We start from the raw sequence: 19,397 nt of genomic DNA, 5'->3' as shown, positions 1-19,397 counted from the left end.
GACACCGTCCGGTGGTCGCAGTAGTCCGGGGGGCAGGGTGTCGGGGTCGTTCGTGGGTGTCGGTGACGGCCCGGTGTTGCGCCGTACCTTCCGCCCGGATCACGTCGGCCGTCGACGCCGTGGCGCCCTTGTCAAGCCACACGCGGCATCCGGAACGGCTGAAACTCGACAAAGGTGTCGAGGATGGGCAGAATGGGGCGGTTCTCGATGTACCGCCCCGCCTTGAGACCACCCCGGAGCCCTCGTGTCCCACCTCGATCGCCGTGCCTTCCTCGCCCTGTCGGGCGCCGGTGTCACCGCCGCGCTCATGGGCGAGTCGCCCTCGACCACCTCGTTCGCCGTCAACCCCTTCCAGCTCGGTTCGGCATCGGGGGACGCCACGACCGACAGCGTCATCCTGTGGACTCGACTGGCGCCGTCCCCGACGGCGCCGGACTTCGGGATGGCGGGCCAGCCCGACACGGTCAGCGTGCACTGGCGGATAGCCGAAAGCCATGAGGCGGTACAGAGCGACGCCACCAGTCTCTACAGTGGAAATGTCGGTGCGCGGAAGGCCGACGCCTGGTCGGTTCACCTGGAGGTGAAGACCGCCGGAGGGCCACTGGCCCCTGGAAAGCAGTACTACTACCAGTTCTCGTTGCCGGACGGTTCGTACAAGGCGTGGATCGGGCAGACCCGGACCGCGCCGCGGTCGACCGCCGACGTTGATCCGAACTTCGCGGTGATCAGCTGCCAGTCGGCGGCGACCGACGCCTCCGTCAACGACGGTCCGTCCTACTGGCACGGCTACACCCATCTGGAGAGCAACCCGGTGGACTTCGTCGTTCACCTCGGCGACTACATATACCGCGAAAGCCACGAGAACACCATTCCGAAGGACGACTACTGCACCGAGCTGGTGGACTACCGCCGCCGTTGGGGTTGGTATCTGGAACGCCACAACATTCAGCGCGTCCGCAGGCTCTACCCGATGTACGCCGTCCCCGACGACCACGAGATGTACAACGACTACCAGGGCGCCAACATCAAGCCCCGTTTCGGGGAAGGCACCGACTGGCAGTTGCGGTCGTTCAACCACGGACTGCGGACCTACTGGGAGAACATGCCACTACGGGGCGGGCCGCCCACCGCCGCCAGTGGGGAGGACAAGCTGCGGTTCCGCCTGGACCGCATCGGGCTCAACTGGGGCGGCAACCTCGACCTGGCACTGCTGGACTGCCGGCAGCACCGCACCGCGCCGGGGGCGGCGTCACCCACCCTGCTGGGGGCCACCCAGCTTGCGGCCGCAACACAGTGGATCAACAGTTCCCGGGCGACCTGGACGACCTTGGGAGTGGCCAGCCCGCTCAGTGTGTACTTCGCGTCCGCCGGGGTGCCCACCAGTCCGACCAACTGGACGGCCTTCCCGGCCGAACGGCGACGGATCACCGACGCGCTGGCCGCCAGGCGTGCCGCCGGAGGCAATCCGGTGGTACTGGCCGGTGACGTGCACTGCCCGTTCGCGGCCAGGGTGATCCGTAGCCAGAACGCCGCCAGCAAGGACTTCGTCGCCACCGAGTTCTCCACCCCCTCGATGTCCAGCTACGGCTTCAACTGGACTTCACGTCGCGACGCGAACCCGGACGTCTTCGCCTGGGTGGGGATGCGCGCCGATGGAACTTCGCGCGCCCAACCGCAGCCGTTGAAGGGGTACCTGCGGTGCAGCGCCACCTCGACCACCTTCTACACCAACTTCCTGGCCACCCATCAGACCGCGATCTCCTCGGGCGCGGTCACCTCCGTCGCGAAGTTCCGCACCCGGACCGGGACACTGGGAGCCGTTCGGTACTGACCGGGGCCAGGGCACGTCGAGGGAGGGTCGCCGTTCGACCGGGTTCACGCGGATCCGAAGAGCTGTCTCGACAACAGGGAGTGCGCCTCGACCAGGCTGGGACCGTGCCACGTCAGGTGCCTGCCCGACACGAGCGCGCACGGCAGCCCCGGAAACGCCTCGGGACCGTCCCCGGCCGAGAACTCGTAGGGCTCGTCCGGCAGGACGACCAGGTCCGCGCCCCGCTCCCGCACCTCGTCCGGAGTCGTGCGCGGATAACCCGGCTCGGCGTCGAACACGTTCGCGACACCGAGCCGCCGCAGCACGTCCCCGGCGAAGGTGCCGCCGCCCAGCACCATCCAGGGCCGCCGCCACACCGGTATCGCCGCCCGCCGCGACACCGGCGGCGTCCGCGACCACAGTGACGCGGCCTCGCCGATCCAGTCGGGCTCCGGAACGCCCAGCGCCAGACGAAGCATCCGCGACGCCGAGGTCAACGCCCCCGGCACGTCCTTCGGGAAACACGTCCACACCCGCACGCCGGCGGCCTCCAGCCGTTCCACGTCCTCGCGCCGGTTCTCCTCCGCGTTCGCCAACACGACGTCCGGTTCGCAGTCGAGCACCGCGTCCACCCGGGGGTACTTGCTGCCGCCGACCCTGGTCACCGACAACCCCGCCGGGTGCACGCAGTAGTCGGTGGCGCCGACCAACAGCCCCGGCGCCGCCAGCGCGAGGGTCTCGGTGATCGACGGCACGAGCGACACCACCCGCCGTACCGGGCCCGGCGCGAAACGGCGTCCCAGATCGTCGGTGACCGTGGCCATCAGATGTCCGTCACCCGGATCCCCACGTGCGCCCGGTACCGGCGGTTGATCGCGATCAGGTTCGCGGTCAGCGCCTCCACCTGGCCGGCGTTGCGCAGCCGCCCCGCGAACACTCCGCGCATGCCCTCGATCCGGGTCGCCAGCGCCTGCACGGTCGCCGCCGCCGCCCGGTCGTCGCCGAGCACGAGGATGTCGGTGGCGATCGACTCGATCTCCGGATCGGTCAACAGTGTCGCCGACACGTGGTGGAACGCGGCGGTGACCCGTGACTCCGGCAGCAGCGCCGCCGCCTGCTCGGCCGCGCTACCGGCCTCGACCTCCAGCGGGTACGCGCCACGCTCGTCGAAACCGAGCGGGTTGACGCAGTCGACGACGATCCTGCCCGCCAGCCGCGGCGCCAACCCGGTGAGCAGGTCGCCGTGCCCCGGCCACGGGACCGCCACGATCACCACGTCGGCGTCGCAGGCGGCCGCGTTCTCCCCACCGGTGATCGGTGCCCGGTCGCCGCCCGGCATCGCCGCGATCGCCGCGGCGGCGTCACGGGCACGCGCGGCGTCACGCGAACCGATCGTCACCCGGTGTCCGGCCCGCACCAGCCGGTAACCCAGACCGCGTCCCTGCGCACCCGTGCCACCGAGAATCCCGACCGTCACACCGGACACGTCGGGCAATTCCACGTCCTCAAAAGCCATGGCGACAATACTGGCAGTACGTCCGTCCGGTATGCCAGTGGTTGTCCGCCAAGTCTCCCCGGTCGGCCACCGTGAAACATGCCCGAAACACCCGAGGGGCACACTGGTGGGACCGGCGGCCGTATCCGGGCGGTTCCGGCGGGCCGGGACAGCGGAGGGTGACCACCACGATCGGCCAGGAGGAATCGACTGATGGAACGCCAGCAGGAGTTCGTGCTGCGGACGCTGGAGGAGCGCGACATCCGGTTCGTCCGGCTCTGGTTCACCGACGTGTTGGGCACGTTGAAGTCGGTGAGCGTCGCCCCGGCGGAGCTGGAGTCGGCCTTCGACGAGGGCATCGGCTTCGACGGCTCCGCGGTGGAGGGGTTCGCGCGGGTGTACGAGTCCGACATGGTGGCGATGCCCGACCCCACGACCTTCCAGGTCTTTCCGTTCGAGGGCACCGGCATCGGTGAGAGCGCCCGCATCTTCTGCGACATCGTGACCCCGGACGGCGCACCCAGTTGGGCCGATCCCCGGCACGTGCTGCGGCGGGCGCTCAGCCGCGCCGCCGACAAGGGCTTCACGTTCTACACCCACCCCGAGATCGAGTTCTTCCTGTTCGAGACCCAGTTGGGGGCGCAGGGCCAGCCCATCCCGGTGGACGACGGCGGCTACTTCGACCACACCACGCACGCCGTGGCGCGCGACTTCCGGCGGCAGGCCATCCTGTCGCTGGAACGCATCGGTATCTCCGTGGAGTTCAGCCACCACGAGGTCGCCCCCGGCCAGCAGGAGATCGACCTCCGCTACGCCGACGCGTTGGCGACCGCCGACAACATCATGACGTTCCGGCACGTCGTCAAGGAGGTCGCGACCTCGGCGGGCGTACACGCGAGCTTCATGCCCAAGCCGTTCACCGACCAGCCCGGCAGCGGCATGCACACCCACATGTCGCTGTTCGAGGGGGAGCACAACGCCTTCCACGACCCGGTGGACGAGATCAAGCTGTCCAAGACCGGTAAGGCGTTCATCGCGGGCCTGCTGCGGCACGCGCCGGAGTACACCGCGATCACCAACCAGTGGGTGAACTCGTACAAGCGGTTGTTCCCCATGCCGCTGGCCAACCAGGTCACCGAATCACCGGCCTACGTCTGCTGGGGGCACCGGAACCGGTCCGCGCTGGTGCGGGTACCCGCGTACGGCAAACCGAACTCGGCCCGCGTCGAACTCAGGTCACTGGATTCGGCGGCCAACCCCTACCTGGCGTTCGCCGTGTTGCTGGGCGCGGGACTCAAGGGCATCGAGGAGGGGTACGAGCTTCCACCGGGCACCGAGGACGACGTGTGGTCGCTGTCGGACCGGGAACGCCGCGCGGCGGGTTACCGGCAGTTGCCCGCCAACCTGGCCGAGGCGATCGACGCGATGTCGGAGTCGGAGCTGGTCGCCGAGGTGTTGGGCGAGCACGTGTTCGACTTCTTCCTCAAGAACAAGCAGGCGGAATGGGACGAGTACCGCAGGCAGGTCACCGCGTACGAACTGAACCGCTACCGCGACCTGTGAGCGCGACGGTTCCGCGACCGGTACGCCGGCGGGACCGCATGCGGACGAGACGGCGCCACCGCGCCGCGTCCGTCCACATGCGGTCGTCCACGAAGCCCGGTCATCCACGCCGAGGGGCCTTCGCACTGGACGACACGGCCGGAACCGGTCCGGGTGCGAAGTGCGGGGAGGAGGTCGGCGGCCGCCGCGTGAGGACGGTGCCGCCCCCTGCTCAGGCCACCGCCGACTCGACCGTCAACCGTCCCGCGACCGGGTCGAGCGTCGCCACGGTGCCGAACGGGACGGTCATCGGGTCCGGTCCGTGCCCCAACGGGAGCCCGCCCAGGATCGGCACCCCGAACGCGCCCAGCAGGTCCCGCAACACGTCCTCCACGGTGACGTCCCAGTCCGAGTCGGCGCAGTCGGTGAACTGCCCCAACGCGAAACCCGCGACCCCCTCGAACACCCCGCTGCGACGCAACTGGGTCAGCATCCGGTCCACCCGGTACGGCTCCTCGTTGACCTCCTCCAGGAACACGATCGCGCCCGCGTAGTCCGGGCACGTCGAAGTCCCGACCGCGTCCACCACCAGCGACAGGTTGCCGCCCAAAAGCGGCCCCGACACCGGCGCCTCACCACAGGTCAGGACCGTGCCCGGTTCGTCCTCCCGGACCTCGACCGTCACCGGGTCCGCCGTCATCACCGCGTTCCGCAACGCCTCGGCGGTGCCGCGCCCGTGCCCGGCGGCGAAGGTCGTCACGACCGGACCGTGTACCCCGGCGAGGCCCGCGCGGACGTACAACGCCTGATGCAGCACCGTGATGTCGCTGTACCCGACGACGGGTTTCGGGTTGTGCCGGGCGGTCTCGAAGTCCACCAGGTCGACCATCCGGCCGGCGCCGTAGCCACCGCGGGCGCAGAAGATCCCCGCCACGTCGGGGTCGGCCAGCGCCTCGACCAGCTCGGCGGCGCGCGCCTCGTCGTCGCCCGCGAGGTAGCCGCGCCCGTCGAAGATCCGGTCGGGACACTGCACCACCAGGCCCCACGACTCCAGTTCGGCGATGCCGGCGGCCACCGCCCCGGCCTTCGGGGGACCGGACGGGGCGACCAGGCGGACGGTGTCGCCCGGCCGCAACCGGCGGGCACGTGTCAGGGGTGTCGTCATGGCGCAGGAGGATACCCGGCCGGGGCGACCGTCCGGCGCGGTGACGACGGTTCGCGGGCACCCGCACGGACTAGGCTGGGACGGATGGGACGCGTACTGGTCATTGAGAACTCCCCACGGTGGCACCTGGGGCGGATGCGACGCTGGCTCGACGAGGCCGGGCTCGAACCGGCGGTCGTGCGGCCGCACGCCGACGAACCGGTCCCGGCCGACGCCGGCGACCACGACGCCGTCGTCGCCTTGGGCGGCGGCCGGGGCGTCGCCTGGAACGGCGAACTCGCGGCACTGCTGAACCGCGCCGTCGCGGACTCGGTGCCCACCCTGGCCGTGTGTTCGTCGGCGCGGCTGCTGGCCACGGAGTTCGGCGGCGCCACCGGTGAGGTCGACGGGTTCCACCCCGGGCCCCGGTTGGTCGGGCGGCGTGACGCGGCCGCCGACGATCCGCTGTTCGCCGCCGCCCCCATGGCCATCGACGTCGTCTGGTGGCGGCACGAGGAGATCACCGCGCTGCCCGAGGACGCGCTTCTGCTGGCGGCGTCCCCGCACGGCGTCCCCGAGGCGTTCCGCATCGGCGACCGCGCCTGGGGCGTCCAGTCGCACATGGAGTTGGACGCCGCAATGATCCGGGCACTCGACGGCGGCGACGACCTCGCCGAACGGGTCGACGCCGTCCAGGAACACCTGGAGGAGACCTGGCGTCCCGTCGTCCACCGGTTCGGCGGCCTGGTGTCGGGGCGGGTCGCAGGCACCCCGCTGCCGTTGCTCGACTCGTGATGGCGGACCTCGCGAAGCGGCAGCTGACCCGGCTGCGCGAGACCGACGACACCCTCGACACCGCCCTACACGACCATTCCGCACTCGGCGCCCGGTTGACGGCGGTCCTGTCCGCGTCCGAGACCCTCGGCGACCACCTGGTGGCCAACCCGGGGGAGTGGCGGTGGCTGACCGACGGCGTACCCGACCTCACCGCGCTGGCCGAGGCCGACGGCGTCCTGGCACTGCAACTGGCCTACCGGGGACAACTCCTGCGCATCTGCGCCGACGACCTCACCGGTGACATCGACGTGGCGGAGGTGTCGCTGCGGCTCTCCGACCTCGCCGACGCCACCCTCCAGGCGGCCCTGCGCATCGCCAGGACCGAGCAACCCGACACCGCCGGCGGCACCCGGCTGGCCGTCATCGCGATGGGCAAGTGCGGGGCGAGGGAACTCAATTACGTCAGCGACGTGGACGTCCTCTTCGTCGCCGACGGCGACCTCAACCGCGCCACCGCGTGGGCGGTGCGGATGATGGCGGTCTGCGCGGCGGTGGCCTGGCCGGTGGACGCCGGTCTGCGCCCCGAAGGCCGCAGTGGGGCACTGGTCCGTACCGTCGACAGCTACCTCGCCTACTACCATCGCTGGGCGAAGACCTGGGAGTTCCAGGCGCTCATGAAGGCGCGCCCCGCCGCGGGCGACCTCGAACTGGGCCGGGAGTGGCTGACCGAGGTCAGCCCGGCGATCTGGCAGACCGCCGACACCTCCGAGGTCGTCGACGAGATCCGCGCCATGCGTCGCCGGGTCGTCGCCGAACTCCCCAAGGAGGACGCCGAACGGGAGATCAAGCTCGGAAGGGGAGGGCTGCGCGACATCGAGTTCGCGGTGCAGCTCATGCAGCTGGTCCACGGCCGCCATGACGCGCGGCTGCGCGTCACCGGGACCCTCGACGCCCTCGACGCCCTCAGCGCGGGAGGTTACCTGGCCCGCGCCGACGGCGACGCCCTCACCGACACCTACCGGTTCCTGCGCACCGTCGAGCACCGTCTGCAACTCCAGAAGCTCCGCCGCACCCACCGCATACCCGCCGACGTGGAGTCCCTGCACTGGCTCGCCCGGGGCCTGGGCTACCGCGACTCGGGCGGTTTCCTCGCCGAGTGGCGCCGCCACGCCGGCACCGCCCGCCGACTGCACGAGAAACTGTTCTACCGTCCGCTGTTGGAGGCGGTCGCCGAAGTGCCCAGCGGCGGGCTGCGACTGACCCCCGACGCCGCCCGCACCAGGCTCGTCGCGCTCGGCTTCGCCGACCCGGACGGGGCGTTGCGGCACATCTCCGCCCTGATCTCGGGCGTGTCGCGGACCGCCGCGATTCAGCGGACGCTGCTTCCGGTCCTGTTGGGCGAGTTCGCCGAGGCCCCCGAACCGGACCGTGGGCTCCTCGCCTACCGGAAGGTGTCGGAGAAGCTGGGCGGGACACCGTGGTACCTGCGACTGCTGCGCGACGGCGGCCCGATCAGTCTGCGGCTGGCCCGGATCCTCGCGACCTCCCGGTTCGTCACCGACCTGCTGCTGAAGGACCCCGCCGCGCTGCGGCTCCTCGCCCACGACGCCGACCTGCGGCCGCGCACCGCCGAGGACCTGCGGGACGGGATGGCCGCCGCGGCGGGCCGCCACTCCGAACCGGAGAAGGCGGTCGCGGCGGTCCGCGCCATCCGCAGGCGGGAACTGCTGCGCATCGGCTGCGCCGACCTGTTGGGGCTGTGCGACGTCAGGACGGTCGGGGTGGCCCTGTCCGACCTGACCGACGCGGTCCTGCACGTGACCCTGTCGGTGGCGCAGCGCGTCAAGGGAACCCGGGTCCCGTTGGCGGTGATCGGCATGGGCCGGCTCGGCGGTCGCGAATGCGCGTACTCCTCCGACGCCGACGTGCTTTTCGTCCACGGCGGCGGCACCTCCGAGGAGTCGGCGGCGGTCACCGCCGTCGTCGAACTGGCCCGGGACCTGCTGTCCACACCCTCGGACGAGCCCGCCCTGCGCATCGACGCCGACCTACGCCCCGAGGGACGGCAGGGGCCGCTGGTGCGGAGCCTGGACGCCTACCGCCGCTATTACGAACGCTGGTCGCGGCCGTGGGAGTCGCAGGCGTTGCTGCGTGCCCGCCCGGCCGCCGGAGACGCCGCACTGGCCGGTGAGTTCGTCGCCCTGGCCGATCCCATCCGCTACCCCGAGGGCGGGTTGACGGCCGAGCAGTTGGTCGAGCTGCGCCGCATCAAGGCCCGCATCGACACCGAACGGCTGCCCCGCGGCGCCGACCGGGAGGGCAACGTGAAACTCGGCCCGGGCGGGCTCACCGACGTCGAATGGGGCGCGCAGCTCCTCCAGCTCCAACACGGCTACGCGGAACCGGCGCTGCGGACCACCGGGACGCTCGCCGCGGTCGCCGCCGCAGAGGCCGCGGGCCTGGTGACGGAGTCCGACGCCGAGGCGTTGACCGACGCGTGGCTCGGCGCCTCACGCGTCCGCAACGCGTTGACCCTGGCACGGGGCAAGCCCTCCGATCAGTTGCCGCGCCACGGCCGGGAACTCGCCGCGGTGATGGCCGTGCGGGGCCTGACCGACGAGGACCCGGGGGAGTTCGTCGACCACCACCTCCGGACCGCGCGGCACGCGCACACCGCCGCGGAACGGCTCTTCTTCGGCGAGTGACGGTTCAGTCGGCCGGCTCCAGCGACAACCGGGCCGTGACCTCCACCGACCCGGGACTCCACGGCATCGGCAGCAGTGCCCCGCGCTGCCAGAGGGGGAGCTGGTCGGCGTAGTTCTTGTGGTAGGCGTGCCCGGAGTTGCCGGTCAGGTTCACCCATTGAGAGGCGTCGAAGTCGGACAGGTCGACGATCATCCGCATCGACGGCACCGCGTCGACCTCGTAACCGGTCGCGGCGTCCCAGCCGGTCGCGTTCACCAGTCCGTCGCCGCCGGAGACGGGAATCGGGTCGGCGTTGAACACGTCCTCCACCGGCGAGATGCCCGAGGTTCCCAGGGTCGCGTGGGTGACGGCGAGGGTGTGCATGTCGCCCCACCGCCACGCCGCCGGGTCCTCGCCCTGCGACTCGGTGAGCTCGGCGACGGCCGCGTCCACCGCGATGCGCAGCATCTCGTCGCGGCCCTCGACCTCGCCGGTCGCCCGGTCGTCCCACCACGGCGAGCCGGGTTCGGCCAACAGTGTGGCCACCACCTGCGCCCAGCGTTCCCCGCCGCCGGGTTCACTCCCCTCGGGAAGCTCGTCGAACGTGACCGCGAGCAGGTGCCGCCACACGGCGTTGTACAGCGCGGCCGGCGCCGAGTCCGCGCCCTGCTGTAGGTCCCAGTCCGTGAGGATGCGGGTCTGCGCCGGCAGGTCGGGGAGTTCCCGCAGCGCCGCCAGGACCGGCACCGCGCCCTCGTTGGCGGAGTCGAGCTGCATCCGCCGGATGTCGTCCGCGGTCACCGGACCGGCGGTCCCCGAGATCATGTCGCGGATGCGTTGGCTGCGATAGCCGTATGCCCAGTCCTTCGTGAGCAGGTGCGGATACTGCTCCCCGATGACGGCGTTGTTGGCGGTGACGACGAAACCCTCGGGCGGGTTGTAGACGGTGGGCAGTTCCTCGAACGCGATGAAACCCTGCCAGTCGTAGTCGGGATCCCAGCCGGGCGCGGGGAGGGTTCCGTCCCCGGCGCCGCGGATCGGGATGCGCCCGGGCGCCTGGTAGCCGATGTTGCCCTCGGTGTCGGCGTACACGAGGTTCTGCGCGGGCACGGCGAACAACTCCGCCGCCGCCCGGAACTCCTCGAAGTCGGTCGCCCGGTTGAGGGCGAAGATCGCGTCGGCGGTGTTGCCCGGATCCAACGCCGTCCACCGCAGTGCCAGGCCGTACTCGCCGTCTTCGGACGCCGACGGCGAACCCGCCGCCGTCGCCGCCATCGCCTCGTCCCGGTCGGACATCAACGGTCCGTGCCCGGTGGAGCGGACCCGTATCGTCACCGGTTCACCGCCCGCGACCTCGATGACCTCGTCACGGACCTCCATGTCGCGCCACTCGTCGCCGACCAGGTACCGGTCGCCGTCGAGCCGTTCCACGTAGAAGTCGGTGACGTCGGGGCCCAGATTGGTGAAACCCCAGGCGATGTCGCCGTTGTGGCCGATCATGATCCCGGGAACGCCCGAGAACCCGAACCCGGTCACCGTGAACGGGCACTCCTGATTGACGGTGCGGCAGTGAAGACCCACCTGGTACCACACGGAGGGCATCGCGGCGCCGAGGTGCGGGTCGTTCGCCAACAGCGGCATCCCGGTGTCGGTGAGGTCGCCGGAGACCACCCACGAGTTGGAGCCGATCCCGTCGGCGCGGTCGGATCCCACGACGCCGCTCAGGGTCTCGGTGACGCGCAGCGTCCGGTCGAGCGCGTCCGCGGCCGAGCGGGGGATCGGCCAGCTCTCCGCCGGGTCGTCGGTGTCGGGCGCGGCCTCGGTGAACTCGCCGTCCACGACGGTGCCCTGGGTGACGATCGGCAGGTGCTCCTGCTCGGGATACGGCGGCCACAGTTGCCCGATCTGTTCCGGCGTGAACCCGGCCGCGGCCAGCCTCGCCCGGTCGAGTTCGGCCGAGTAGTTGCCCTTGAGGTCCCACGCCATCGCCTTCAACCAGGTGAGGCCGTCGACCGGTGTCCACTCCTCGATCTCGTAGTCGAGACCGGTCAACGCCAGCAGCGTGTACTCCAGACTGACGTCGTCGGGTGACTTCCCGGCGAGGTAGGCGTTGACGCCCTCGGCGTAGGCGGTGAAGTAGGCCCGGGTCTTCTCGTCCAGCTCCACCCACTCCGCCTCGGCGACCCGCCGCCACCCCATGGTGCGGATGGTCGCGTCGGTCGCGACCTGGCTCTCGCCGAACATCTCCGCGAGCCTGCCCGAGGTCACGTGGCGGCGGAAGTCCATCTCGAAGAACCGGTCCTGCGCGTGGACGAAACCCTGCGCCATGAACAGGTCCTCGGCGGAGTCCGCGTAGATCTGCGGCACGCCCCATTCGTCCCGAAGCACCTCGACGCCGCCGGAGAGGCCGGGAAGCTCGATCACGCCGTCGAACTGGGGATGTGACCGCCGGGCGGTCCACCCCACCAGTACCGAGGCGGTAGTGACCAGTACACAGACGACTACCAGGCTCCAGCGGGCGGCCGAACGCCATCGGCGGCGAGCAGGCGAGGGGGCAACGCTCATGTCGCCGGATACTACTGCCGAGTCACCCTCACCGCCTCCCCGGTTCCGGTCGCTCCGCCCCGTCACACCGGCCGCCTATGTGTCGATCGAAGCAGATCTGAAACGGGGAATCCGTGAGTAGCGACCTAGTATCCCCGTCATGGCAACGGAAGTGGCCCCCCTCGCGAAGGTTAACAAATCAAGCTGTATTACAGTACAGCCTAGGTCGTACGGGCCTTCCTCGCCGAACCGAGGGAGGGGATCTGGAAACAGCAGTGCCCCGGGTGGCATGCAAGCAGCGGCGCCCCGGGGCGTACCAGGCAAGAGTACCAGATTGGCGAGGATGCGTGATGGAAACCAGGGCGACGACGAACGATGGTGGTATCCCCGCCTGGGCTCGAGTCTTCTACTCCGAACCGAGGCTCGGGAGATATCTCGACGCATGCGGGCACGACGGCCCGGCGACCATGGAACTCTACAGTTGGAACGCACAGGTGGCGGGCGCATTCTACGATCCCCTCCACAAGCTCGAGATCGGTCTGCGAAACCACATTCATGTTCAGATGAAGCTGTTCATCAAGAGCGAGCACTGGTGGACTGCGATAAATCTGCACCCGGTCGCTCACAATAAGACGACTGTCGCCCTGGCACGAGCGGGCGGGAAGAGCCGACACGCCGGCCGGGCTCGGGCGGACGACGTGGTCGCCGAGTCGAGTTTCGGGTTCTGGGTGTCGTTGTTGGCGAGCCGATACGACCGGCAGCTATGGATTCCGGCACTCCGGAAGGCGTTCCCCAACTTCACCGGACGGCGTAGCGACCTACACCGTGGATTCGATTCGGTTCGGCTTCTTCGCAACCGCATCATGCACTACGAACCGGTGTTCCATCGTGACCTGAACGCCGACCATGCCAAGATCATCCGATTGATGAGCTACCTGAATCTCGATGCCGCCGAAGAGCTGAAGAGGACGAGCATCGTTCCGGAGGTTTTGGCTCAGCGCCCGCCGAGGAGAGGCCAGGGGTGACGCATTGACCGATCATGACGAACTGATGTCCGCATCCGAGATCGCACGAGAATGCGGAGTGACGGCGGCGACCGTGTCTCAATGGCGCAAACGCCATACCGACTTCCCGCCGAGCACCATCGTGCGGGGACGAGCGAGGTTCAACAAGCAAGCAATCATCGACTGGCTGCGAGATCGCAGGATTCCGACCGACGCGCGACGGCCGGGCGAATCCGATACGGCGACCTATGCCGACCGTATGAGCGGTCGCGCCTCCAACGTTCCACCTGTTGTCGAACCGATGGTGGAGGCGCTCACTGGCGCACTGTGGCGATTCGTTGACGGCGGCGGCGGCATGTCAACCGGTGAAACGTTGATCTCTCTGCTCCTGTACTTGCAAGGTTGTCATCCCGGGACGATGGAGCCCGTCGTGACGCACGGCATGACGGCGTTGTCTCATGGCAAGTGGTCGCTGGCCGATCAACGCGATGTCCCGGTCGCCGTCGAGCCCATTCTGGACGGCGCGGGGGGAAAGGAATTCCTGCGTGGCGTGGCCGATGTGGTTCGAACAATTGAATCCCCACAGCAGGCGGCAATCGTGTTCGATGCGGTGCTGACTGCCGTTTCCAAGCAGCAGGGACGAAAGAGAGATCTTCAGACACCGGAATCCATTGCCCGACTGCTTGCCCGACTCGTATCCAGGAACGATGACGATGGTCCTGTCAGGGTCATCGATCCGTTCTGCCGTACCGGTGAACTGCTCACCGCGCTGATGGACGAGCGTGGAGGTTCTGCCGCTGATCTACAGGTGTGGGGATATACGCCTACACGCCACCATCGGGGATTGGCGGAGATGCGGATCCGGCTTCACGGCGGATCATGCGAGCCGACGTCGTCTGTGCACCCTGAGTTCCTGGGAGACTCTATTGATGTGGTGGTATCGAATCCGCCGTTCAACATGAGGGCGGCGGGATTCTGGGATGCTCAGACCGGCCATCTCAACTGGCCGTACGGTGTACCGCCCAAGTCCAACGCGAACTTCGGCTGGCTGCAAATCGCCGTATCGCTTCTAAACGAGGACGGCCGCGCTTGCATCGTCATGGCCCCTAATGCGGCCTCCACCCAGAACCCCAGTGAGCGGGCAATACGACGAGCGATGATCGATGCCGGCGCTGTCGAGGCGATCATCGAACTGCCGCCTCAACTGTTCAGCGCCACTGGGATCGCGGTGACTGTTTGGGTCCTGCGCAAACCCGTGGGAGCGCCCACCGACGTGCTCTTCATCGATATGAGCGATGCGGGTGAGCGAGTCACCCCGACCTTGCGGGTACTCAGCGACAGCGACATGCAACTCATCGTCTCAACGGTGGAAGCCGGCCGTGGCGCGGCACGTCCTCAGGAGCTGCCACTCGGACCTCGGCGAGCGGTAATGGCCGCACCAGAACAGATCACGGCCGCCGACCACGTGCTCGTTCCGCGCAGGTACCTGCCCCTCGCCCCCGATGAGCCCGATCAGATTATTCAGACGATGGAAGTCGCCTCCCAACTGGCCGACCGGCAACAGCAAGCTCAAGTGATGGACGAGAGGGTACGCCGGAACCTGGAGAGGCTATTGCCATGGAACCCCTGATCCGCCCGCTTCCTCCCGACTGGGCGACGGTTTGCCTCGAGAAGTTGGCACGGCTGTCCTCCGGGTACTCCGGAGCTAGCGAGACCGGAGGACGCCCGGACGAACGGGGACGCCCCCTCATCAAACCCTCACATATCGATGATGGTGACATAATCGAGCGGGATATCGAGTACGTGCGCACTACGAGCCGTCGATCCGCCGAAAGCCTTGAGCTGGCGGTTGGGGACATCCTCATATCGCGGGTCGCGACGATCGGCCACATTGCGCTGGTAAGAGCCAAGCACCACGGCTGGTTGTTCTCCTCAGGGCTCATTCGAATCCGTGTCAAGTCCTCAACTATCACGCCTGAATACCTGCACCACTACCTCCGATTGCCAGTAGTGCGCAAGTGGCTGGACCACCACGCCACGGGAACTGCCATGCGGTCGATCTCTGCCGAGCTGCTACGTGGGCTGCCGGTATCGGTTCCCCCGTTGGATGTGCAGTCCCAGATCACCGAGATGCTCGACGGACTGGACGCTCAGATTCGAGCACACCGTTCGGTGGTCGACGCTGCCACGCGGTTGCGTTCCTCAATGGGCTTGTCGCTGATGACCGGCACTCTGCGAGTGAGCCCGTCCCCGTAGCGCGATGGGTTTCCTCCGCTAGCACGTTTCGCCCCGCCAGCCCAGTAGTGCCAAAGCCAGAGGGGGTATGACGTCATCACCGCCGTAATGACGTCATACCCCCTCTGGCTTTGTGCGGGTGCCGCTGCTTCGGTTGCTTCGCTTCGCTGAGCGTGCCCGGGCTCGCTTCGCTCGCCCGGGCACGCTCAGCAATCACAGTGCTTCTACTTCGACTGCTTCGCTTCGCTCAGCAATCGAAGTACAACGCGAACTCGTGGGGGGTCGGGCGCAGCCGGACCGGGTCCACCTCGTTGACGCGCTTGTAGTCGATCCAGGTGTCGATGAGGTCCGAGGTGAAGACCCCGCCCTCCAGCAGGAACTCGTGGTCGGCCTCCAGGCTGTCGAGCACCGCCGGAAGCGAACCGGGGACCTGCTTGATGTCGCCGTACTCCTCCGGGCCCAGCTCGTACAGGTCCTTGTCGACCGGCTCCGGCGGCTCGATCTTGTTCTTGATGCCGTCGAGTCCGGCCATGAGCATCGCCGAGAACGCCAGGTACGGGTTGCTCGACGGGTCCGGGACCCGGAACTCCACCCGCTTGGCCTTCGGGTTGGTGCCCGTGACCGGGATACGGGTGCACGCCGACCGGTTCCGCTGCGAGTACACCAGGTTCACCGGGGCCTCGAAGCCCGGCACGAGGCGGCGGAACGAGTTGACCGTCGGGTTGGTGAACGCCAGCAGGGACGGTGCGTGGGTCAGCAGCCCGCCGATGTACCAGCGCGCGGTGTCCGACAGGCCCGCGTAACCGGTCTCGTCGTAGAACAGCGGGTCCCCGCCCAGGGTCAGGCTCTGGTGGGTGTGCATTCCCGAACCGTTGTCACCGAACAGCGGCTTGGGCATGAACGTGGCGGTCTTCCCGGCGGCCCACACCTCGTTCTTGACGATGTACTTGAACAACTGGAGCTGGTCGCCCGCGTTCAACAGCGTGGAGAACCGGTAGTTGATCTCCATCTGGCCCGCCGTGCCCACCTCGTGGTGGGCACGTTCCACGGTGAAACCGGTGTCGACGAGGGTCCGCACGATGCCGTCGCGCAGGTCCGCGAAGTGGTCCACCGGCGGGACCGGGAAGTAGCCGCCCTTCTGCTTGGGCTTGTATCCGCGGTTGCCGCCGTCCTCGGCGCGACCGGAGTTCCAGGCGCCCTCGACGGAGTCGATGTGGTAGTAGCCGTGCTGGGTGGCGGTGTCGAAGCGGATGTCGTCGAAGATGTAGAACTCCGCCTCCGCGCCGAAGTACGCGGTGTCGGCGATACCGGACGAGACCAGGTACTGCTCGGCCTTCTTGGCCACGTTGCGCGGGTCGCGGCTGTAGGGTTCCCGGGTGAACGGGTCGTGGATGAAGAAGTTCAACGCCACGGTCTTGGCGGTCCGGAACGGGTCCACGAACGCCGTGGTCACGTCGGGGAGCAGCAGCATGTCCGACTCGTGGATGGCCTGGAAGCCCCGGATCGACGAACCGTCGAACGCCAGACCGTCGGAGAAGACCGACTCGTCGAACGACTCGGCGGGGAGGTTGAAGTGCTGCATCACCCCCGGCAGATCGCAGAAGCGCACGTCGACGAACTTGACGTCGTTGTTCTTGATGTAGGCCAGCAGTTGGTCGGGATCGGTGAACATCTGCGAATGTCCCTCATTTCGGTGAAGAGCCATGCCGGGCTGTCTCACGGCAGATTACGGCCGGGCCGTTGCTTGAGCGTGTCTCGACTGTTTCCGGCGTGTTACGCACTGGTTAGCCAGGCCACATTGCCACCGACACCGGCCCGGTCCGGGGGAGGCGCGCCGATTACGCTGCTTCCATGACCGCGAGTCCCCCCACCGAATCCGCGACCCGGCCTGACGCCGAACCGGCCGGTCTCGGCCAACGGTTCTGGGCGCTCGTGGCGGACTGGCTGCTGTGCCTGCTGCTCGCCGGCGGCCTCACCCGGTTGGGGATGCTGCCCGATCCCGAGGCGCTGTGGCCGAGCGTGATCCTGGTCGTCGAGTACGCGGTCTTCCTCGGGTTCTTCACCCAGACGCCGGGGATGCGGTTGCTGCGGATCCACTGCGTGTCGATCCGGCACGGCCGCGCGATCGGGCTGCCGCGGGCGCTGGTGCGTGGTGTCCTGCTGGCCCTGGTCCTGCCCGCGCTCCCCGCGTTCTACGAACCGCGCCGGCGCGGACTCCACGACGTGTTGGGGGATTCGATCGTGCTGCGGGAGCCTCCCCGCTCCTGAGCGGCCCCCACATGTGAAGGCCCGCCCGCGATCGGCGTCGTGCCGGTCGCGGGCGGGCCTTCGTTCAGGCGCGGGACGGGGTCAGCGACCCCGCATCGCCTTGCGGGCGCCCTTCGGGGGCTTCATGTTCTTCGGCACCGGCCCCTTGGGCATCGGCGCGGTGTTGCGCAGGGCAGCCAACCGCCGGTTGAGGTCGTTCGCCTGCTTGGCGTTGATGTTGCGGGGCAGCTTGTTGAGCGTCTTGCGGAGTTGACGGATCGACAGCTGTCCCTCCTCCTCGCCGACGTTGAAGTCGTAGACGGGGGTGGAGCCGACCACGCGGGCGAGCTTCTTCTTCTCCTGGTTGACCAGGTTCCGCATCCGGGGGCTACCGCCCTCGGCCAGCAGCACCACACCCGGCTTGCCGACCGCCCGGTGGATCATGTCCTGCTGGGTGGACACCGCCACCCCGGGGGTGACGAACCAGCCCCGCATGGTGTCGACGATGGCGTACGCGGCGCCCGGTTGCCCCACCGACTGGTCCATGACGACCTTGCTGGTGCGCATGTTGAGCACGATGAGCATCGCCAACAGTGAGAGGAAGACGCCGCCGATGAGGAAGAGCCAACTGCCGTCCAGCAGGAAGACGTAGGCCACGACCAGCAGGATCGGCAGCAGCCCGGCCAGGATGACCAGCGGCAGGAACAGCTTGTCGCGCTTCGCCGTGAATGAGAACGCCAAGCCGATCTGCTTCAACCGGGCACCGAAACCGTCTTGTTGCTGCTCTCTCGCCATAAGACGCAAGCTTAGAACTCCGCCTCGGCCGCCGTCTAACAGGGCGGCTCGTGGGGGGCCGGAGTGTGCCGGGCGTCATCGCAGGTACGGCCCCGCGGGGACGTCACCGTGGACGTGAGCCGTCCCGGCGACGCCACCGCGGTGTGTCGGCCGCCTCAGGCGGGTTGGCGGGCGGCGACCGCCTGCTTGTACAACCGGCCCGCCCGGTACGACGAGCGCACCAGCGGACCGCTCATGACACCGGAGAAACCGATCTCCTCGGCCTCGGTGGTCAGCTCCACGAACTCCTCCGGCTTGACCCACCGGTCCACCGGGTGGTGCCGTGGTGAGGGGCGCAGGTACTGGGTGATGGTGATCAGCTCGCACCCGGCCTCGTGCAGGTCGCGGAGCGCCTGCGAGACCTCCTCGCGGGTCTCGCCCATGCCCAGGATCAGGTTCGACTTGGTGACCAGGCCGGCCTCCCTGGCCAGGGTGATGACCTCCAGGGACCGCTCGTACCGGAATCCGGGGCGGATGCGGCGGAAGATACGCGGAACCGTCTCGACGTTGTGGGCCAGTACCTCCGGACGGGACGAGAAGACCTCGGCGAGCTGGTCGGGTACGGCGTTGAAGTCGGGGATGAGCAGTTCCACCCCGCATCCGGCGACGGCGGCGTGGATGCGGCGGACGGTCTCGGCGTACAGCCACGCCCCGCCGTCGTCGAGGTCGTCGCGGGCGACACCGGTGATGGTCGCGTACTTCAGGCCCATGGTCTGCACCGACTCGGCGACCCGGCGCGGCTCGTCCCGGTCGAGGGCGGCCGGCTTGCCGGTGTCGATCTGGCAGAAGTCGCAGCGGCGGGTGCACTGGTCGCCGCCGATGAGGAAGGTGGCCTCGCGGTCCTCCCAACACTCGTAGATGTTGGGACAGCCGGCCTCCTGGCACACCGTGTGCAGTCCCTCGCGGTCCACCAGGCCCCGCAGGTCCCGGTATTCGGGTCCCATCTTGGCCTTGACCTTGATCCAGGACGGTTTGCGTTCGATGGGCGTTGCGGCGTTGCGGGCCTCGACTCGAAGCAGCCGCCTGCCTTCTGGCTGTACGACAGTCACCCCGGAAGCCTACGCTTCATGCGACCGATGG

Annotated in this window: 15 protein-coding genes; 8 read left to right on the top strand and 7 right to left on the bottom strand. The window is 68.7% G+C overall.

Annotated elements, in window-relative coordinates:
* The first annotated feature begins 244 nt into the window (after positions 1–244).
* Positions 245–1,831: an alkaline phosphatase D family protein gene (locus LX16_RS22995; RefSeq protein ID WP_147143195.1), complete on the top strand. Its 1,587-nt coding sequence runs from the start codon at positions 245–247 to the stop codon at positions 1,829–1,831.
* Positions 1,832–1,875: 44 nt separating this feature from the next.
* On the opposite strand, the gene LX16_RS22990 is transcribed toward LX16_RS22995, so the two are convergent.
* Both LX16_RS22990 and npdG read right to left on the bottom strand, forming a co-directional pair.
* Complete coding sequence (locus LX16_RS22990) at positions 1,876–2,634, bottom strand: helical backbone metal receptor (RefSeq protein WP_147143192.1); 759 nt, start codon at positions 2,632–2,634, stop codon at positions 1,876–1,878.
* A complete protein-coding gene (gene npdG, locus LX16_RS22985) occupies positions 2,634–3,326 on the bottom strand; it encodes an NADPH-dependent F420 reductase (RefSeq protein WP_147143189.1) in 693 nt (230 codons plus the stop codon). Before npdG ends, LX16_RS22990 begins: the two co-directional genes overlap by 1 nt.
* A 192-nt stretch (positions 3,327–3,518) precedes the next feature.
* On the opposite strand from npdG, the gene glnA (LX16_RS22980) reads away from it, so the two are divergent.
* The gene (glnA, locus tag LX16_RS22980; RefSeq protein ID WP_147143186.1) at positions 3,519–4,868 is read left to right on the top strand and encodes a type I glutamate--ammonia ligase; all 1,350 of its coding nucleotides are present in this window, start codon (positions 3,519–3,521) and stop codon (positions 4,866–4,868) included.
* Positions 4,869–5,079: 211 nt separating this feature from the next.
* On the opposite strand, the gene LX16_RS22975 is transcribed toward glnA (LX16_RS22980), so the two are convergent.
* Entirely contained in the window at positions 5,080–6,012 is a 933-nt protein-coding gene (locus LX16_RS22975; RefSeq protein ID WP_147143182.1) for a S66 peptidase family protein, read from the bottom strand.
* A gap of 84 nt (positions 6,013–6,096) precedes the next feature.
* Between LX16_RS22975 and LX16_RS22970 the strand changes: the two genes are divergently transcribed.
* Positions 6,097–6,786 carry a type 1 glutamine amidotransferase gene (locus tag LX16_RS22970; protein WP_147143179.1) on the top strand — a complete coding sequence of 230 codons (690 nt, stop codon included), beginning with the start codon at positions 6,097–6,099 and terminating at the stop codon, positions 6,784–6,786.
* Positions 6,705–9,473 carry a bifunctional [glutamine synthetase] adenylyltransferase/[glutamine synthetase]-adenylyl-L-tyrosine phosphorylase gene (locus LX16_RS22965; RefSeq protein WP_483263576.1) on the top strand — a complete coding sequence of 923 codons (2,769 nt, stop codon included), beginning with the start codon at positions 6,705–6,707 and terminating at the stop codon, positions 9,471–9,473. Before LX16_RS22970 ends, LX16_RS22965 begins: the two co-directional genes overlap by 82 nt.
* 4 nt (positions 9,474–9,477) lie before the next feature.
* Here LX16_RS22965 and LX16_RS22960 read toward each other — a convergent pair whose 3' ends face one another.
* Positions 9,478–12,018, bottom strand: a complete 2,541-nt coding sequence (locus LX16_RS22960) for a penicillin acylase family protein (protein ID WP_147143173.1) — start codon at positions 12,016–12,018, stop codon at positions 9,478–9,480.
* A gap of 329 nt (positions 12,019–12,347) precedes the next feature.
* Here LX16_RS22960 and LX16_RS22955 point away from each other — a divergent pair, with 329 nt between their 5' ends.
* Genes LX16_RS22955 through LX16_RS22945 form a run of 3 tightly spaced genes read left to right on the top strand, consistent with a single transcriptional unit; the run spans position 12,348 to position 15,257 of the window.
* Positions 12,348–13,022 carry a hypothetical protein gene (locus LX16_RS22955; protein WP_147143171.1) on the top strand — a complete coding sequence of 225 codons (675 nt, stop codon included), beginning with the start codon at positions 12,348–12,350 and terminating at the stop codon, positions 13,020–13,022.
* Between the two features lie 4 nt (positions 13,023–13,026).
* Positions 13,027–14,631, top strand: coding sequence for an N-6 DNA methylase (locus LX16_RS22950; RefSeq protein ID WP_147143169.1), 1,605 nt, complete (start codon positions 13,027–13,029; stop codon positions 14,629–14,631).
* Entirely contained in the window at positions 14,619–15,257 is a 639-nt protein-coding gene (locus LX16_RS22945) for a restriction endonuclease subunit S (RefSeq protein ID WP_147143166.1), read from the top strand. The genes LX16_RS22950 and LX16_RS22945 overlap by 13 nt, the downstream gene beginning before the upstream one ends.
* Before the next feature lie 226 nt (positions 15,258–15,483).
* Here LX16_RS22945 and glnA (LX16_RS22940) read toward each other — a convergent pair whose 3' ends face one another.
* Positions 15,484–16,908, bottom strand: coding sequence for a type I glutamate--ammonia ligase (glnA, locus tag LX16_RS22940; protein ID WP_147143164.1), 1,425 nt, complete (start codon positions 16,906–16,908; stop codon positions 15,484–15,486).
* A gap of 179 nt (positions 16,909–17,087) precedes the next feature.
* Here glnA (LX16_RS22940) and LX16_RS22935 point away from each other — a divergent pair, with 179 nt between their 5' ends.
* On the top strand, positions 17,088–17,504 hold the full coding sequence (locus tag LX16_RS22935; RefSeq protein WP_147143161.1) for an RDD family protein: 417 nt from the start codon (positions 17,088–17,090) through the stop codon (positions 17,502–17,504).
* An 81-nt stretch (positions 17,505–17,585) separates the two neighbouring features.
* Here the strand turns inward: LX16_RS22935 and LX16_RS22930 are convergent, their stop codons facing one another.
* Entirely contained in the window at positions 17,586–18,278 is a 693-nt protein-coding gene (locus tag LX16_RS22930) for a DUF4191 domain-containing protein (RefSeq protein WP_147143158.1), read from the bottom strand.
* A gap of 155 nt (positions 18,279–18,433) precedes the next feature.
* Positions 18,434–19,366: a lipoyl synthase gene (lipA, locus tag LX16_RS22925; protein ID WP_147143155.1), complete on the bottom strand. Its 933-nt coding sequence runs from the start codon at positions 19,364–19,366 to the stop codon at positions 18,434–18,436.
* Positions 19,367–19,397: the final 31 nt, after the last annotated feature.

Origin of the sequence: Stackebrandtia albiflava (assembly GCF_007994225.1) — a bacterium.
Taxonomy (GTDB): domain Bacteria; phylum Actinomycetota; class Actinomycetes; order Mycobacteriales; family Micromonosporaceae; genus Stackebrandtia; species Stackebrandtia albiflava.
This window is presented reverse-complemented; position numbering and strand designations above follow the sequence as displayed.

Bases quoted from the DNA above. Each gene is read 5' to 3' on its own strand.
- LX16_RS22975 (WP_147143182.1), bottom strand. From the start codon at position 6,012: ATGACGACACCCCTGACACGTGCCCGCCGGTTGCGGCCGGGCGACACC.
- LX16_RS22935 (WP_147143161.1), top strand. From the start codon at position 17,088: ATGACCGCGAGTCCCCCCACCGAATCCGCGACCCGGCCTGACGCCGAA.
- LX16_RS22970 (WP_147143179.1), top strand. From the start codon at position 6,097: ATGGGACGCGTACTGGTCATTGAGAACTCCCCACGGTGGCACCTGGGG.
- LX16_RS22960 (WP_147143173.1), bottom strand. From the start codon at position 12,018: ATGAGCGTTGCCCCCTCGCCTGCTCGCCGCCGATGGCGTTCGGCCGCC.
- LX16_RS22930 (WP_147143158.1), bottom strand. From the start codon at position 18,278: ATGGCGAGAGAGCAGCAACAAGACGGTTTCGGTGCCCGGTTGAAGCAG.
- glnA (WP_147143164.1), bottom strand. From the start codon at position 16,908: ATGTTCACCGATCCCGACCAACTGCTGGCCTACATCAAGAACAACGAC.
- npdG (WP_147143189.1), bottom strand. From the start codon at position 3,326: ATGGCTTTTGAGGACGTGGAATTGCCCGACGTGTCCGGTGTGACGGTC.
- LX16_RS22955 (WP_147143171.1), top strand. From the start codon at position 12,348: ATGGAAACCAGGGCGACGACGAACGATGGTGGTATCCCCGCCTGGGCT.
- glnA (WP_147143186.1), top strand. From the start codon at position 3,519: ATGGAACGCCAGCAGGAGTTCGTGCTGCGGACGCTGGAGGAGCGCGAC.
- LX16_RS22945 (WP_147143166.1), top strand. From the start codon at position 14,619: ATGGAACCCCTGATCCGCCCGCTTCCTCCCGACTGGGCGACGGTTTGC.
- LX16_RS22990 (WP_147143192.1), bottom strand. From the start codon at position 2,634: ATGGCCACGGTCACCGACGATCTGGGACGCCGTTTCGCGCCGGGCCCG.